This is a genomic window from Paenibacillus kribbensis (assembly GCF_002240415.1).
In the GTDB taxonomy this organism is placed as follows: Bacteria; Bacillota; Bacilli; order Paenibacillales; family Paenibacillaceae; genus Paenibacillus; species Paenibacillus kribbensis.
This window is the reverse complement of sequence record NZ_CP020028.1, coordinates 2,679,773-2,695,487: the sequence shown is the minus strand read 5'-3', so window position 1 is coordinate 2,695,487 and position 15,715 is coordinate 2,679,773. Positions and strand designations below refer to the sequence as shown.

The 15,715-nt window shown below is 48.0% G+C and carries 13 protein-coding genes and 1 pseudogene; 3 read left to right on the top strand and 11 right to left on the bottom strand.

The window, feature by feature from the left end; translation table 11 throughout:
• Positions 1-72: 72 nt before the first annotated feature.
• The 4 genes from B4V02_RS12185 to B4V02_RS12170 all read right to left on the bottom strand — a co-directional run bounded on the left by B4V02_RS12185 (position 73) and on the right by B4V02_RS12170 (position 6,031).
• Positions 73-1,353: an ABC transporter substrate-binding protein gene (locus B4V02_RS12185; protein ID WP_094154970.1), complete on the bottom strand. Its 1,281-nt coding sequence runs from the start codon at positions 1,351-1,353 to the stop codon at positions 73-75.
• A 19-nt stretch (positions 1,354-1,372) separates the two neighbouring features.
• On the bottom strand, positions 1,373-2,857 hold the full coding sequence (locus B4V02_RS12180; RefSeq protein ID WP_094156994.1) for a DUF5605 domain-containing protein: 1,485 nt from the start codon (positions 2,855-2,857) through the stop codon (positions 1,373-1,375).
• A 218-nt stretch (positions 2,858-3,075) separates the two neighbouring features.
• The gene (locus B4V02_RS12175; protein ID WP_094154969.1) at positions 3,076-4,254 is read right to left on the bottom strand and encodes a response regulator; all 1,179 of its coding nucleotides are present in this window, start codon (positions 4,252-4,254) and stop codon (positions 3,076-3,078) included.
• Entirely contained in the window at positions 4,232-6,031 is a 1,800-nt protein-coding gene (locus B4V02_RS12170; RefSeq protein ID WP_094156993.1) for a cache domain-containing sensor histidine kinase, read from the bottom strand. The genes B4V02_RS12175 and B4V02_RS12170 overlap by 23 nt, the downstream gene beginning before the upstream one ends.
• 519 nt (positions 6,032-6,550) lie before the next feature.
• Between B4V02_RS12170 and B4V02_RS12165 the strand changes: the two are divergent.
• Positions 6,551-6,799, top strand: a pseudogene (locus B4V02_RS12165) (hypothetical protein); the annotation flags it as partial.
• The gene (gene rbsB / locus B4V02_RS12160) at positions 6,762-7,691 is read left to right on the top strand and encodes a ribose ABC transporter substrate-binding protein RbsB (RefSeq protein ID WP_094154968.1); all 930 of its coding nucleotides are present in this window, start codon (positions 6,762-6,764) and stop codon (positions 7,689-7,691) included. The pseudogene B4V02_RS12165 and the gene rbsB, both read left to right, overlap by 38 nt.
• 116 nt (positions 7,692-7,807) lie before the next feature.
• Here rbsB and spoVAE read toward each other — a convergent pair whose 3' ends face one another.
• The 4 genes from spoVAE to B4V02_RS12140 are packed head-to-tail and all read right to left on the bottom strand — an operon-like array spanning position 7,808 to position 10,546.
• A complete protein-coding gene (gene spoVAE, locus B4V02_RS12155; protein ID WP_007432386.1) occupies positions 7,808-8,158 on the bottom strand; it encodes a stage V sporulation protein AE in 351 nt (116 codons plus the stop codon).
• A gap of 1 nt (position 8,159) precedes the next feature.
• Entirely contained in the window at positions 8,160-9,176 is a 1,017-nt protein-coding gene (gene spoVAD / locus B4V02_RS12150) for a stage V sporulation protein AD (RefSeq protein ID WP_094154967.1), read from the bottom strand.
• Position 9,177: 1 nt separating this feature from the next.
• Complete coding sequence (gene spoVAC, locus B4V02_RS12145) at positions 9,178-9,660, bottom strand: stage V sporulation protein AC (RefSeq protein ID WP_094154966.1); 483 nt, start codon at positions 9,658-9,660, stop codon at positions 9,178-9,180.
• 25 nt (positions 9,661-9,685) lie between these two features.
• Positions 9,686-10,546, bottom strand: a complete 861-nt coding sequence (locus B4V02_RS12140) for a DUF421 domain-containing protein (RefSeq protein ID WP_094154965.1) — start codon at positions 10,544-10,546, stop codon at positions 9,686-9,688.
• 265 nt (positions 10,547-10,811) lie between these two features.
• On the opposite strand from B4V02_RS12140, the gene B4V02_RS12135 reads away from it, so the two are divergent.
• On the top strand, positions 10,812-11,018 hold the full coding sequence (locus tag B4V02_RS12135; protein ID WP_007432390.1) for a DUF1657 domain-containing protein: 207 nt from the start codon (positions 10,812-10,814) through the stop codon (positions 11,016-11,018).
• A 228-nt stretch (positions 11,019-11,246) separates the two neighbouring features.
• Here the strand turns inward: B4V02_RS12135 and B4V02_RS12130 are convergent, their stop codons facing one another.
• The 3 genes from B4V02_RS12130 to B4V02_RS12120 form a co-directional block, all read right to left on the bottom strand.
• Positions 11,247-12,287 (bottom strand): NAD(P)-dependent alcohol dehydrogenase, encoded by a 1,041-nt coding sequence (locus tag B4V02_RS12130; protein WP_094154964.1) that lies wholly within the window; start codon positions 12,285-12,287, stop codon positions 11,247-11,249.
• Between the two features lie 220 nt (positions 12,288-12,507).
• Positions 12,508-14,262: a hypothetical protein gene (locus B4V02_RS12125; protein WP_094154963.1), complete on the bottom strand. Its 1,755-nt coding sequence runs from the start codon at positions 14,260-14,262 to the stop codon at positions 12,508-12,510.
• 255 nt (positions 14,263-14,517) lie between these two features.
• Positions 14,518-15,624: a Gfo/Idh/MocA family protein gene (locus B4V02_RS12120; protein ID WP_094154962.1), complete on the bottom strand. Its 1,107-nt coding sequence runs from the start codon at positions 15,622-15,624 to the stop codon at positions 14,518-14,520.
• Positions 15,625-15,715 lie beyond the last annotated feature (91 nt).

Below are 15,715 nucleotides of genomic sequence, written 5' to 3'. Positions count from 1 at the left end.
CATAAATCGCGTCAGCAGAAATTTCCTGCTGACGCCTTGCTCGATCCAGTCCAGGCGGTAAGGCCCTGATCATCATTTCTGTTTGCTTTTGTACGCAGACACGGCGTTCTCCATGTTTTCGGCGGCCTGCTGCGGTGTCCACTCGTTCAGCGCCACTTTATCCTGTGCTTCGAACAGCTTCTGCACGACCTCCTGCGGAAGAGCCTGGTCAGTAATCAGGAAACCGCCATTCTTCGCGCTGTCAAGCAGCGGCTGAATATGTGGTGTCTTTTCCGAGACAGTGAAGCCTAGTGTAGCCGGTGAACCATAATCATTGATATATTTATTGACCACCTCAACACTTGTTAAATACTCGCCAAGTTTGATAGCCGCTTCTTGCTTCGCAGGGTCTGATGCGCCGTTGATCTGCAGCATTTCCGCGAACACGGATGCACGTGTCGGCGTTTGTTCTGTCGGAAAATTGAATACATCAAATTTTGCCGGATCAAAGCCATTTTCAGTAATGTTGCCGTCAAACCAGGTTCCCTCATTAATAATGCCCGCCGACTGCTGGTAAAACAGCATTTCGGCTTCACTTGGATCCAATGAGGAATAACCCATCGGGAAGTAACCCTTGTCCGTATATTCTTTAATCTTTTCAAACGTTTTAACGACCGCCGGATCGTTCCATGACGCCTCCAGATTGTTCAGTTTGTCATGCAGTTCCGGACCAGCAAAATGCTCAAGCAACTGCTCGGTTAGTCGCATCGTATGCCATCCGCCTTTACTGCCGAAAGCCAGAGGGGTAACCCCGTTATCCTTTAGCGTTTTCAGTTGGGACTCAAAGTCGGCAAATTTTGAAGGCGCTTTCAAATTCAGCTTCTGATACAGCTCTTTCGGGTACCACATGCCCAGTACATTCAAGTGCATCGGAATCCCGGAAATTTTCCCGTTAAAAGTGGACATATCAATAGCGGTTTTATTGTATTTTTCGGACCATTTGTGGTCTTTAGCCACCTGAGTCAAATCCATGGTCATGCCATTTTCCGGGTAAAAGGATCCCAGCGATCCGCCCCATGTAAACCACATATCCGGCAGCGTCTTCGAGCTTGCCGCCACCTTGAGGTTTTCCTTGAATGGGTCTACCTCATACTGGGTAAGCTCCACATCAATATCCGGGTTAGCGCTTTCAAAATCTTTAACTGCCGACTGCAGCCATGCCCACCCCGTATTCAGTGTCCACAAGGAAATACTGACCTTGGGGCTGCCGGAGGATGAGCCCTCCTGACTTTGTTGCCCCGCATCCGATGAACACCCAACTGCGCCCGTAACTACAAGCAGAACACTAGCCAGCAATGCAACCCATTTTTTCATCATGTATGTCCCCCTACGTTTATTGGTTGGTAGCTTGAATGCGCAGCGCTTGGTAAGGCTTGCCTGGTAATTCCACGCGGCATGTTCCTTCATATGCTCCAGGCAGCGGAGTAATCGTCATATTCCATGTATCGATCAGTTCAATGGTAAAAGTGGTGCCCTCCGGCAGCGGCAACATGCGGAATCCCGGACGGCTTGAGCCGAAATACACGAGATAATATTCACCATCCACCCCGCCCGCCGCAGTATCCCACTGAAAGTCAGCGCTCAGGCGGCCGAGCTGCGGTCCAGCTTCGATAATACGGCGGAGAAATTGGATTCTGGACGGGCTTTCTCCGTGCAGTGTTCCTCCGTGCGACCACCAGATGATATTGTCTTCATGCAGAAAAGTTTCCCCATGCGTGACATAACCGCCATTCAGCATGCCTTCCCAGAAGCATTCTACCATCCGTTCCGCCGTGATATTCCCCCATCCGTGGTTTAGATTTCCTTCATAACGGCATTCGTCCACGACAATGGGCTTCCGGTAGGTCTCCTGCCATTCGCCGACAAAATGGAGATCATGGTGCTGGATGCTCGCATGTGTAACCCACGGCTTGCTATGGTCATACCAATGCAGGTTGCTGCGGTAATGGATACCCGGATGGTGCCAGTTGTGAATGGACCGGAGATGATCGTAAGCATCGCGCTCCTGAATGATTCTGAAGAACCGATCCCAATCCCGCATCGTTTTGGCCTTCATCAGATCGAACTCGTTAGCCAGCGACCACCAGATGTTGCGAAACGCCGAGAGACGGGCGACGGCATAACGCAGATAAAAATCGTCAGTCTCGGGAGTCATCTCCGCAAATCCCCACCGGTCATAAGGATGAAAAAGGATGAGATCGGCCTCGATGCCAAGCTTTTGCAGATCCTCAAGCCTGCGTTCAAGCTGCCGCCAGTAGGCGGGATTGAATGCCGTGAAATCCCAGCCCTTTTCCAGAGACCCTGCAAATGGGTACAATGCCGGTTCGTTCAAATTGTAATCATAGTGCTTTGGAAAAACGCACATTCGAATTTTATTAAAAGCACCCGCTTTGGCCAGACTGCGAAGGGTAATCTCCTGCAGCTCTTCGTCCTGGTGATTCCATACATAACTTGTAGTTCCGAAGGAAAAGAAGGGTTTGCCGTCGGCATAGGCGAAATGGACTTCGCGATCCACTCCAACGGGTCCGTGATTTCCCGCTGAAGGGTCAACACATTTAAATGTGCCTTGAACAAGATTCAATTCTGGCACATTGCTAACCGTCTCATAAGCCCATACCCCCAAAGTATCCGGCATAAAACGCACACGGTAACAGCCTTCCCCGTCATAGAAACCGTCTGCCTCAATGATCCGGCGTCCCTGACGGAAACGTGCTCCAAACGTCACATCTGTAAAGGGATTACCGTCCTCCGGGCCGGGAAGGAACAGTTCAAATCTCCCCCAGCGTTCAATTACTGGCGCTTTCGCTAGTTCCTGCATCATACTTGTTTCGCCCCTTTCTCTACTGGTCATTCAACCTCTTGCACCATTCATTCTAATGATTAGCTCCTGGTGATAGTAGCGCGCGAATCGGCTTTTTCATATGCAATTTTGACGTGTACACAGATCCTGTGGCTGCTTCCGGTCCCGGCAATAGATGATTTTTGCAAAATCATACGTTTTTTTAACTTTCGCTCGGTATGCTTGCCGGCTCCGGTTCATTGATTGCGGTATTCAAGAGGGGTGAGTCCCGTACGGTCCTTGAACAGCTTACTGAAGTAATAGGGGTTGCTGTATCCGAGATCGGCCGCGATTTCATACACCTTGCGGCTGGTCTCGCGCAGCATTTTTTGGGCGATTTCCATTTTGTTGCGTATGATGTAATCGCTGAAGTTTTCACCGATTTCCTTAAGAAAAATCCTGCTCAAATATCCCGGACTAACGTGAATGGATTCCCCGACCTTGGCCAGCGTGACATCGTCCAGCAGATGCCGGTCCACATATTCTTTAGCCCGGCGCACAATAAAGCTGTCGCTCTGTTCATTGCGGGGAAAACGCAAAAGCGCGGACATATAGGCGCCCGGCAGGCTGGAAATATCCCTGCAGGCAGAAGAGCCGCAAGCAAAGATCAGCCGGACGTTCAACAGCTCAAGCACCTTTTGCCGCAAGCCGTTCAAATAACTTGGCATATCGCCATCCCCGGTTAGAGAACGGACGGGAGCTATCCAAATCATTTCACGGAAATTCCGGTGAAAGACCAGCCCTCCCCAGTCCTTTGCCACCAGCTTGCTCATAAGGTGCAGAATGGAAAGAAAACGCAGCTGTTCCGAATCTTCATTCTCCTGAACCGCGTCGCATCTTTTGCGGATAATCGCAAGTTCATAACCTTCCTTATAAGATTCGTCCGCGAGCTCGGGCAGGAGCTTCATAGGCTCCGCCGGAAACGTAAAAGGATCCAGCAGCGATAAACAGAACTCGTTTCTTTCTTCTTCCGTACGCTGCGGCGGCTCATTTGAGGGCAATTTAAAACGGGAGATGACCTTTTGCATCGTGTCCGCAATTTCATCTTCATCCATGGTAGGTTTATGCAGATAATCAGCTGCTCCCAGCCGAAGGGCCTCCCTCACATAGGAAAAAGTATCATAGCTGCTCAGGAAAATAATTTGGATCTCCGGGTTCCTGTGCCTGATTTTTTGCGCCAACTCGATCCCGTCCATACCGGGCATCCGGATATCGGTCATGACAAAGTGAATGTTCTCTTCTTCCAAAATACGCAGTGCCTCTTTCCCGTCGGCCGCCTCGGCCTTCCAGCATATCCCCAAATCTTCCCAATCAAGCATATAACGCAGTCCCATTCTGACAATGGATTCATCATCAACGACCAACAGATTCCACATCTCTGTCCCCTCCTGTCTCTGATGCTTCTAATTTCAGTGGTATTTTAACAATAGCTTTCGTGAGATCATCCGTACGAATTAACGACAATCCGTACGGCTCGCCAAATCTGAGAAGGATCCGTTCGTGCACATTACGTAAACCTATATGGTCAGCGCTCTCTTCCTGCAGCAGAATTTCTTTGCCGGTAAATCCTGTGCCGTCATCCGCAATTTCAATGAAAAGCGTCCCGCTCTCCGCATCCTGTCTGGCCGTTATGGAAATGCGCAGAGTTCTGTCCAGCCCTTTGGCCCCGTGAAAGATCGCGTTCTCCAGCAGTGGCTGCAGCAGCATGGGCGGAATGGGCACTTGCAAGCACTCGTGCGGAATAACCCAATGCACTCTAAAAACACCGGTGTATCTTAAATCCATCAAAGCAGCATAATCTTTCAGCAGCCGAATCTCCTCATCCAGCAGTACCAGTTCGCTGTCAAGCTTCATATTCGCCTGAAGCAGCTTGGCCAGCGATTGCAGCAATTTGGCAATATGGGACGAATGCTGCAGTATGGCCAGCATGCGAATGGAATTCAGTGTGTTGTACAGAAAATGGGGCTGTATGCGTGCCCGCAATGCGTAGAGTTCGGCGTTGCGCTTCTGGCGTTCCTTCTCCTCAATGGAATGCACCAGCTTGTCGAGACGGCTGACCATCCTGTGATAGCTGCTTTCCAGCCGTCTCATTTCATTGTCTTCCCCTACGGGTGCAGGTGCTTTGAAATTCCCCTGCTCGACCTCACGCATGGAGCGGATTAAGCGGTTGATCGGCCTCGACAGCCTTTTCGCAAGCAGCCAGGAAATGGCGGCTGAACAAATCACCGCGCCCACCGCCACCAGGAAAGTAAAATAGCTGATGGAACGGCTGCCCGCCAGCAGCTCCTCACGATTGACTCCCAGGTATACCTTCCACTTCAAGTAACCGCTTTCAAGAAAAACGCCGCTGTATCTCTCCTGCCCCTGATCCGCAGACACGTCAGCCTCCCATCTGCCCCGCTGTTCGTTGGCACCGATGGACAGCTGTCTGGCCGCAAGGGCAGGATCGGATGCGTAAACGATATTCCGGTTCTGATCGAGGACGGTGACCTTAACGGTCGGAAGCTCCAGCGTCTCCACAAATTTGGGGATAAAATCGGGACTGATGAAAATGGCCATGACAGCCAGCGGTTGATATTCCTCGTCCATCAGCAGACGGGAGCCGATCAGGGCAGGGAAGGCCCCGTCTTTAAACTGGTTGATCTCTCTGACCCCGGTAATGACAAAACCGCCCCGCTCTGCTAGCGCTTGCTGGTACCAATCCTCATCTATAACCTTTTCTTTGGGATTAATTACCGTATTCCCGCTTATTCGGTAGCCGTTGACGGTTCCGTTCATGCCGTAGATCATCAGTCCCTTGATTGAGGAGTTGATGGAAGGATAGGCCCCCATGAGCCGGGCCATCGTTCTCTGTGCATGGATTTCCGCGGTCCCCCACTGCTCCTTGGCCAAATAAGGCTTATTTAAAAAGCTGAAAATGTCCGGCAAATAGTACGGGATCATTGTAAACCGGTCAAAATCCCTGACCTGGCGTTCAATCGATGTATTCAGCTGGGCCAGAATCACATTCAGATCCTGCTCATTCCGGGCCTGTAGCATCATGGAGGATTTACGGTAGGCCATCGTCCCGATCAGCAGCGCCGGAATGCTGCTCAAAAGAATGAACACGACAAAAAGCTTTGTCTGAAACCGGATGTTGGACAATTTCTGCATGCTCTCACCTCTGATGTCTCGGTCTTGAACGCACCGTTTCATTCTTCCAACTCCCTGTCAATAGATACATGAAGTTTACATCGCACTTATCATTATTGCAATGTTTATAAAAATTAAAATATTATTTTAGTTGTTATTGCGTTTTATTAGCTAAATGAGCCATTGACACCGCTTTCTTCCAATGACACGATGGCGTCGTAAATACAAAACAAGTATTTTGTTTAGTTAAATTAACTAAACAAACAAAAAACATTTTATGTTAAGTCATCTCGCTTTATCCATCCAAGAGGAGACATGATCTATGAAAAAATTGAAATTGGGTTATGCTCCGCCACGCCATTTTACCTTCAGCGCCGAAGATGCATTCAAGTACAAAATCGCCATTCGCCTTTAGATTGAGAGCTTTGCCCTTTTCGGTCTGCTTATTTTATCCACACTGGCCACAATGACCATTTTCCGTGGAGTGAACATGGTTTTTACGGAAGGCAACCCGATTACAGGGCTCAGCGACAGTGTGAGGTTCCAGCTGTTGTGCTCGGCGGTACCAGCCTTTCCAGAGGAAGGGGACGGATTGTCGCCACGCTGATCGGGGCGCTGATTATCGGCGTGTTGAACAACGGATTGAACCTGCTTGGCGTTTCTTCATTCTATCAGTTCGTCGTTAAAGGGATCGTGATCGTTATTGCCGTTCTGATGGACCGCAAAAAAAGCCGATTAAGGGGAGAAGATCATGAGAAAATACTGTATTTTTCTGCTGCTCGCACTTAGCTCGTTCCTGGTGGCCGGATGCTCACTGGAGCCTCCTTCCTGGGCGAAAGCGAAGACTGCTGGTGATCTTAATGATGTCAAGATCGGCTTATCCATGTCCACATTGAACAACCCGTTCTTCGTCTACCTCAAAGACATGGTGGTTCAGGAAGCCAGCAGGCAGAGTTTTGAGATCATCGTGGTGGATGCGCAAAATGATCCGGCAAAGCAGAACAATGATGTGGAAGATCTGATCCAGCAAGGGGTTCATGCACTGCTCATCAATCCCACAGATTCATCGGCCATCTCAGCGGCTGTGCAGACGGCCAATGGCGTCGGCATTCCCGTCATTGCAATCGACCGGGCGGCGGATAAAGGCGAGGTCGCCTCCCTCATCGCTTCTGATAATGCCGATGGAGGCAAAATGGCCGCAGAATATATTGTGGATCAGCTTGGCGAAGGCGCGGTCGTTGCGGAACTCGAAGGCATTCCGGGCACGTCCGCCGCTCGGGAACGCGGTCAGGGATTCCACTCCGTTGCAGATGAAAAATTGAAGGTAGTTGCCAAGCAGGCGGCGGACTTTGACCGAACGAAGGGCCTGAACGTCATGGAAACTATGCTTCAGGGCAATCCTGATATTAAAGCCGTTTTTGCCCAAAACGACGAGATGGCGCTTGGCGCTGTAGAAGCCATCTCGGCTACGGGTAGGGATACTCTGGTGATCGGCTTTGACGGAAGCGCGGATGCGCTGCAAGCGGTCAAAGACGGCAAACTGTCTGCTACCGTAGCGCAACAATTTGACGTGATCGGCCAAAAGGCGGTCCAAACCGCCGCTGAGGTACTTCAGGGCAAGACGGTTGAAAGCAGCATTCCGGTGCCAATCAAGCTGGTTACGAAGGATAACAGCCAGTAGTAGGACGGTCATTGGCCGAGGGTTTGCTAAGCTTCTCCTGCAGAGTTCTTATGCCGCCGCCCATGAACAGAGGTATTACGCTCATTTTCAAATGATGCTTAACCCCTGTCGCATCCTTAACCTTTTGGCTTAATCAGCAAGGCTGCCAAAAATGAGAAAATAATGGCTGACGAAATACCTGCGCTGGTGACCTTGAATATACCGGTAATGACTCCGATCCATCCGTCTTTCTGTAATTCCTCCAAAGCGCCGTGAACCAGAGAGTTTCCAAAACTAGTGATTGGAACGGAAGCTCCAGCCCCGGCAAACTTAACGAGCGGGTCATACAAGCCAAGTCCGTCAGCGACTGCTCCCAGCACGACGAGTAACGTCATGGTATGGGCTGGAGTCAGTTTAAACACATCGAAACAAATCTGTCCGAAGACGCAAATTGCGCCCCCTACAAGAAAGGCCCATAAAAAGATCATGTCAGCTTCTCCCTCCTGATTCGATCGCTACAGCATGTGCGATACAAGGAATACTTTCTCCTTGTTGGTACGAAAGCGGCGATAAGAGCGCCCCAGTAGCAACAACAAGCATGCGTTTGATTTCTCCCATTTGCATGCGTTTCAGTAAATGACCGTAGGTGACAACGGCCGAACAACCACAACCGCTTGCCCCCGCCTGCACCATCTGAGTATCATAGTCGTAAATCATCATGCCACAGTCGGCATACTCCGTTTGATGCATCGGAATGTTATGTTTTTCAAACAATTTGCAGGCAATCTCATAGCCTACTTTAGCCAGATCGCCTGTGACGATCAGATCATAATAACCGGGCTCGATTTGTAAATCTCGAAAATGAGCTTGGATGGTGTCAACCGCAGCAGGTGCCATGGCTGCCCCCATATTAAATGGATCCGTAATCCCCATATCGATAACCCGGCCAATTGTCGCTGACGCGATGACAGGTCCTTCCCCTTCCTGCGAAACGATCGCTGCACCGGCACCGGTTACGGTATATTGGGCAGTTGGCGGCTTTTGTGAACCGTATTCTGTCGGATACCGGAACTGCTTCTCTACGCTTGAATTATGACTGCAGGTCCCTGCCAGTATGAATTTCGCTGCTCCACTATTGACGAGTGCGGATGCAAGAGCCAAGCTTTCCATCGAGGTTGAACAGGCACCGAACACACCAAGATAGGGGATCGACAGCGTACGAGCGGCAAAGCTGGTACTAATTATTTGATTCATCAAATCGCCGCCGATATGAAATTGGACTTGCTCCTTGGTTAACCCTGCTTTTTCAATCGCCAGTTTTGCAGCCTGTTCAATCAAAATTTTCTCAGCTTTTTCCCAGCTTTCTTCTTCCAGCATGGAGTCACCATGTATGATGTCAAAATCGCCGGCAAGCGGCCCTCTGCCTTCAAACGGGCCAACTACGGTAGCCGAGGCCTTAATATTCGGTTTATTTTCAAAGATCCAACTTTGATGCCCTTTTAGCATATCAGTGTCCTCCTCCAGTACCCTTAAGCACAAACGTGATGATACCCACAACAAACGCCGCTACCGTTCCAAAAACAATAACCGGACCGGCAAGTTTAAACATTTTTCCGCCGACACCTAAAACCATTCCTTCACTGCGATGTTCTATCGCGGCGGATGCCATTGAATTTGCAAAACCAGTTACGGGAACAGCCGAACCGGCACCCGCCCATTGCGCGAATTTGTCATATACGCCGAGGCTCGTTAAAATAATGGAAATGAGAATTAACACGGCCGCAGTTGGATTGGATGCTTTTTTCTCATCAAAGCCGGCCCAATGAACAAACATTTCCTGAATGGCTTGTCCAATCAAACAAATCATCCCCCCGGCAAGAAACGCACGACAGCAGTTTTGAAATAAGGGCCGTTTGGGTTCAAGCTGGTTGGCGAGTTGTTGATACTCCTGTTGGACCGGCGTTGCTTTTTTCATCTTTTCATTGCTCATTTTTAAATCCTCCTGATCATCTGATCTAACGAATGAGTAGCGGTCTAACTTCCTTAATGACCCGTTCCAGCTCTTTTGCGCATTCTTCATACATTTTTTTTGCATTTGGCGCTGTGGTGGACAGGCTGAACATTTCAAGATCCGCTTCACATTTTTTTAAAGTCGACAGCAAAGTAGCCTTATTCTGAGGCTTAGGGACTCTGATCTGATCGTCAAATAAGTCAACATAAAGCTGGCCGTAGGCATCTACCTGACCAAAAAGCACGTTTTCAATTGAAACGCCCATCTTTTCGAGTTCCGCATCCAGCCAACCCCGGTTGAGTCCCATCACAGCTAATGGTTCATCCATGACATTTCCATCCATAATGACTACCTGCGGCTCCTTTACGGGTGCGACTGTAATGCCTAGGTGTTTGGGGGTTAGAGGTTGATTTTCTTTCGTTAGCAGAACGTTGATTTCTCCATTCGGTTCCATAATCGCAAATTCTACATCCGACGCTAGAAAAACATCTTTTTTTCGCAGCTGTTCCATCAGTTCGTCGGTGGTAAGTCGTTCCTTCTTAAGGTTATCCTCCAGAATTTTTCCGTCTTTAATTATGACCCTTGGTTTACCATCGATAAAATCCCTTGCTTTTTTACTCTTAATTTGTAAAAACTCGATTCCTAAAGAGACGCCTACCCATACAGACAATGAAATGACACTTAAATGCCACTTTTGATCCATCTCTAATGAAGTATAGGCTGCTAAGCTTCCGATCGTGATCCCAGTTATGTACTCAAAAAGGGATAGCTGGGAAATCTGTCTCTTTCCCAATAGCTTAGTCATTATAAAAAGTACGGCAATCGCTAACAATGTCCGTAGTATAATAAGCAACCAATCTGACATCATGTACCCCCCTTATCTTTGTACCAAGTGTAATTTTTCCAATTGATGGTAAGCGGTATATAAGCAAGATCGTCAGTTTTTCGTTTTTTTATTCATTGAAATGTAAATTTTTTGTTCCAGCTCCCTTCCTTTGATTTGGCTTTTTATCGCTCTTATTGGTGTATGATTTCGAAAAAAGGGGGATACATTATATATGTTACCTGGGTAGGAATAGCAGTATTTTATGTTCCTTACACCTTTAGTTCGTTAAAGGAGGTGAAACGAAATGACCGTAGCTTCCGATGTCAAAACGTGTGTTGCTTCATTAAAAAGCGCTCAGGCCAGCTTAGAAACATTCGCTTTGAGCACCCAAAATCAAGAGGCAAAAACTCTTTTTACAAACGCGGCTCAGCAAACACAACAAATTTTGCAGCAAGTCGAAAGCCGAGTACAGCAGCTAGAAAATGAAGAACCACAATACAAAGGTTTCTGAGAACGAGGAAACAAAAACAGCCATGTTCATAGGAGCATGGCTGTTTTTCTGTGTAAAAAACATGAAGTGGGTGAACCCATCGTTGAAATATAAGGAGAAAGTCCGGTCTTTGAAATGCCAAGGTTGTCTTTGCACAATCACAGTATTCGTTATTAAATAAAATAAATAACAGGCTTTCGGGGGCGCATGCCCTACTTCATCATAGATTTTACGGGCTCTTTTAATTGTTTATAAAGTGGCCATGTCAATCACGAACCGATAACGCACATCGTTGTGCAGCACACGGTCAAATGCTTCATTCACTTGATCGGCACGGATTACCTCTATTTTAGGAGCAATACCATGCTGAGCAGCAAAATCGAGCATCTCTTGTGTTTCTTGAATTCCACCAACATTTGAAGCAGTAATGCTGCGACGTCCTGCGTATAGGGAGAAAATATTGTACTGTTCTGGTTTGTTTGGCAGACCAACATTTACAAGTGATCCATCTACTTCAAGCAGGGATAAATATGCATCAACATCAATATTTGCAGACACTGTGTTTAGGATGATGTCAAAATGACCAGCCAATTCCTTGAATGTTGCGGGATCACTGGTAGTATAGAATTGATCTGCGTCAAAGCTCAAGGCTTCATTTTTTTTACTCGTACTTGTACTCAAGACAGTGACTTCAGCGCCTAAGGCATGAGCAAATTGAACGGCTAAATGACCGAGGCCGCCCATCCCCAGAATGGCAACCTTCTTACCAGGGCCTGCGTTCCAGTGTTTTAATGGAGAGTAAGTGGTGATGCCGGCACATAATAACGGGCTTGCTACAGCCAGATCCAAGCTGTCTGGGATACGTACAACAAAATGTTCTTTTACAACAATCTTTTGGCTATATCCACCGTAAGTAAGATTTCCATCGTAGTCTGTTGAATTAAATACAATAACTACGCCTTTTGTACAAAATTGCTCTTCACCTCTTAGGCAGAATTTACATTCTCCACAAGAGTTAACAAAGCAGCCGACACCAACGCGATCCCCAACAGCGAATTTTGTAACTTCTGTTCCTATTGCTGTCACGATCCCTGCAATTTCATGACCTGGTACCATTGGATAAACCCCGTTGCCAAAATCATTGTGGGCAATGTGAATATCTGAGTGACAAATCCCGCAATACTTAATATCGATTAAAATGTCGTTAGGCCGTAATTCTCTCCGCTCAATAGTTGTCTTTTCGAAAGGTGCTTTTGCGCTTGGAACGCTTAGAACATGGGTTGTACACATAGGTCTCCTCTGCTCCTTTACCTTTGAAAATGAGGCAGCTGGTTAAAGATAAATGCACATTGATCGATTTTTCTCTTCTCCAACTGCTTATATTTCATTATATTACCAGTTGTTAAATGAACTCAATTTGTGTATTTAACAACACAAAGAGATTTATAGGCAACCGAAGGAGCAACTACGCCGATTGACCATTCGTCCGAAAGGTGTATTCGTTTGTGTCCTATATATCCTTAGCCATGATCGTAACGCCAGACGAAAAAGTAGGTACGTAGGTTGCATTCTCTACAACGCTCCCGATTATCTTAACAGATGCCGTTCTACCGCCCGTGCAATTGACCAGCCTCTGCCCTCCGGTACCTTTGAACGTTACGCCCATCATAATAAGGTTGGTGTTGCTGTAGGTCATACCAGTAGTGCTTATATTATAAAGCACGATTGATGTATTCATTACCTCGCTATTTACAAGCTTTATTGTGTCGACGGGAGTAGTAGCTGTGATTAATCGGGGCACGTCAGCCTGCATGTGTATGTTTTCCAAAATGATACTCTTTTGGATGGGTGGTGTTGCGTTCGGGTAGTAACTACGGGAGTAGTTGTCCTTGTCAAAGTGGATACTAACAGCAACGGGTCTATTTTTCTGTAGATAGATATTTCGCAAGTGGATATTTCTACAGCCTGCCGTGTAGGTAACATCGTCCTGTATCATTGCCCATTTAATATTACCGTCGAGAGTAACCGTTCCGCTTGCGTGTGTAGGTGCCATCGTGGATGTGTACTTAGTGCCGTCGGGATTCGCGACAACTCGGTACAATCTCCCATTACTTACCACCGTGTCTGACTTTTGCAGCTCCATGCCGGAAAACCAGTCAACCCAAGCGCCGGCGAGAACACGTAAGAAGTATCCAGTCGTAGATGCAGCGGCTAAATCGTAGCAGTTTTCTATTAAGCCATTCTCGATCCAACCAAGCTGTGGATTTCCTGTATCGTAGTCATGCCCGTTTAGCGCTATAGGATCGTCGTACGTTTTAAATTTTCCATCACGGACCACAAAGCTACTGCCTCTACCAAAGTGTACCGCGTCCTTGCCGCCCTCTACTCGTATCTTGTCTATGATCACATCCTCGAAGGTACATATCTGTACGCAATAACTATAGGATAGGAGGTCGAGACATTCGAAGTTTTCGATTGTGAGATTTTTAACGTAGAAAAAAGAAATTTGACCTCTCAACCCGGTAATTAATTCTGAGCCCGCAGTGGATTCTTTACCGTTGCATATTAGCTTTAAACCTCTTATTACAATGTTTTTATTGTAACTACGAGTAAACGCCCCTTTATTGACGAGTACGTACCCGTTTGATGTGGTGCGCCTTAAAAAGACACCTGGACCAAAATCTAGAGTGACGTTGTCCCCGATCTTTATCGCTCTGTCGATATCGTAGAGGCCTTGCTGTTCTACCCTTATCGTGCCTCCCGCATCAACGGCCCTTTGTAGTGCAACCGCATTAGTTGCCGCGTCATTACTTGGCATAAATCCAAATTTAAGTGAGCTAGGTATAAATATAGGTTCTGTCGTAGTTGTGATGTCTACGGTGTAGACTTGGTAAGATGTTTTGCTTGTATCGGCAACTACAATTCTTACAAAGTAAACGTCATCATCGACCGTGTAATAATTAATATCAAACGCAGCTTGACGCAGCATCTGCTTCGCCGCGTTGTATAAGTTAACCCTATGCATAATTGTGTTATTTTCTAGCCTGAGTCTCTTCACCTTAGACACGTCGATGTATCCAGACTTATAACTATTCGTAACACTCGTCTCCATACCAGCGCTGGTCAGTCCACCCATTGCCCAATCGGAAGGTATCGGGATTGTAATTTCCTCAGCTACCTTGGTGGTAGTTTTACCTATTATCTCGCCTACTTTAGCGTCTGCTTTCCTGGCAATTGTTCGGGCCACTGTGTCTTTTATCGTCATTTTAATCCCCCCTACTCACTGAATGATAAGGACTTGCTGCGGAACCATCCGCCCCGGAGATTCAATTCCTAGTAAAATATTTCTTGTTGGCAATAAGATATGTATAAAAATAGAGAAAAGAACCTCTCATTTTTTTGGAAATTGAGAGGTTCTTTAAAATAAACATTTATAGCGGGAGGCGAAAAAACCGACTTTTGGGGCAGCCCCTCAGTCTTATAAATGTATGCTGCGGAGTCAGCATCAGGCTGACATTACTTAGGTATCCAACGTATACAAGGGCAGGTTTTCCGGCAAAGCCGCCGGGCGCTGACATGTGCTCTGCATCGGATAGAACGTCTGCTCATCGGAGGAATCATGGAACGCCCACATCGCCTCCAGCACATGGTAGGCCAGTTCACCACTGGCGCGGTGAGGCCGTCCGCTGCGGACAGCATAGGCCATATCGGCAACGCCGATGCCCCGTGTGTTCTCCTGGTAGCCCGGCAGCAGCGGCACCTCTGTCCATTTCTGCTCACCCAGCAGCCTGTAGCGTACCGGCCCTCCGAACGTGTTCGGGTCAGGCACCTGCAGCGTGCCATGAGTACCATATACCTCGATCGGCGGCAAAGTGCTTCCACCAAAGATGTCAAAGCTGGTAATAAGCGTGCCGACAGCCCCTTGCTCGAAGCGCAGCAATCCGGCTACATGGGTCGGAATGTCGACCTGGATGGTCTGTCCTCTCTTTTTCTCGCTCGTAATCGTACGCTGGTCCTTCGCCTTGCTTGTCATGCCGGAGATAGTGGCAATCGGACCAAGCAACTGCACCAGAGCCGTCAAATAATAGGGCCCCATATCAAACATCGGACCACCGCCAACAGCATAATAAAATTCAGGATCTGGATGCCAATGTTCATGCCCACGGCTCATCATGAAGGCCGTAGCAGCTACCGGATTGCCAATGACCCCGTCCTCAATCAGCTTCAATGATGTCTGTATCCCGGAGCCGAAGAAGGTCTCCGGTGCACAGCCCACAAGTAGTCCCTTGCTGCGGGCCAGCTCCAAGACAGCCTGGCCCTGCTCACGGGTGACCGCAAGCGGCTTCTCCACATAGACATGCTTGCCTGTCTCAAGGGCTCTGAGGCATACGTCGGCGTGAACGGCCGGAATGGTCAGATTAATGATGAGTTCGATCTCCGGATCAGCCAAAATCTCATCTACCGAATATACGTTTGGAACGTTGTACGCTGCCGCCTGCTCCTCTGCCCGGATATGGTCCAGATCCGCTACTGCAGACAGCTCCAGAATGTCAAAGCGATGGCAATTTTCCATGTAAATCCCGCTGATTTTACCACAACCGATAATGCCCACTTTCATTTTGTTCATGCCTGGACTCCCTTCTCCTTCACAAAAAAATGGATAATGGCATTCCGCTGCTCTTCTGGACTCAGTCCCCTTCCAACCATGGAGGATACAA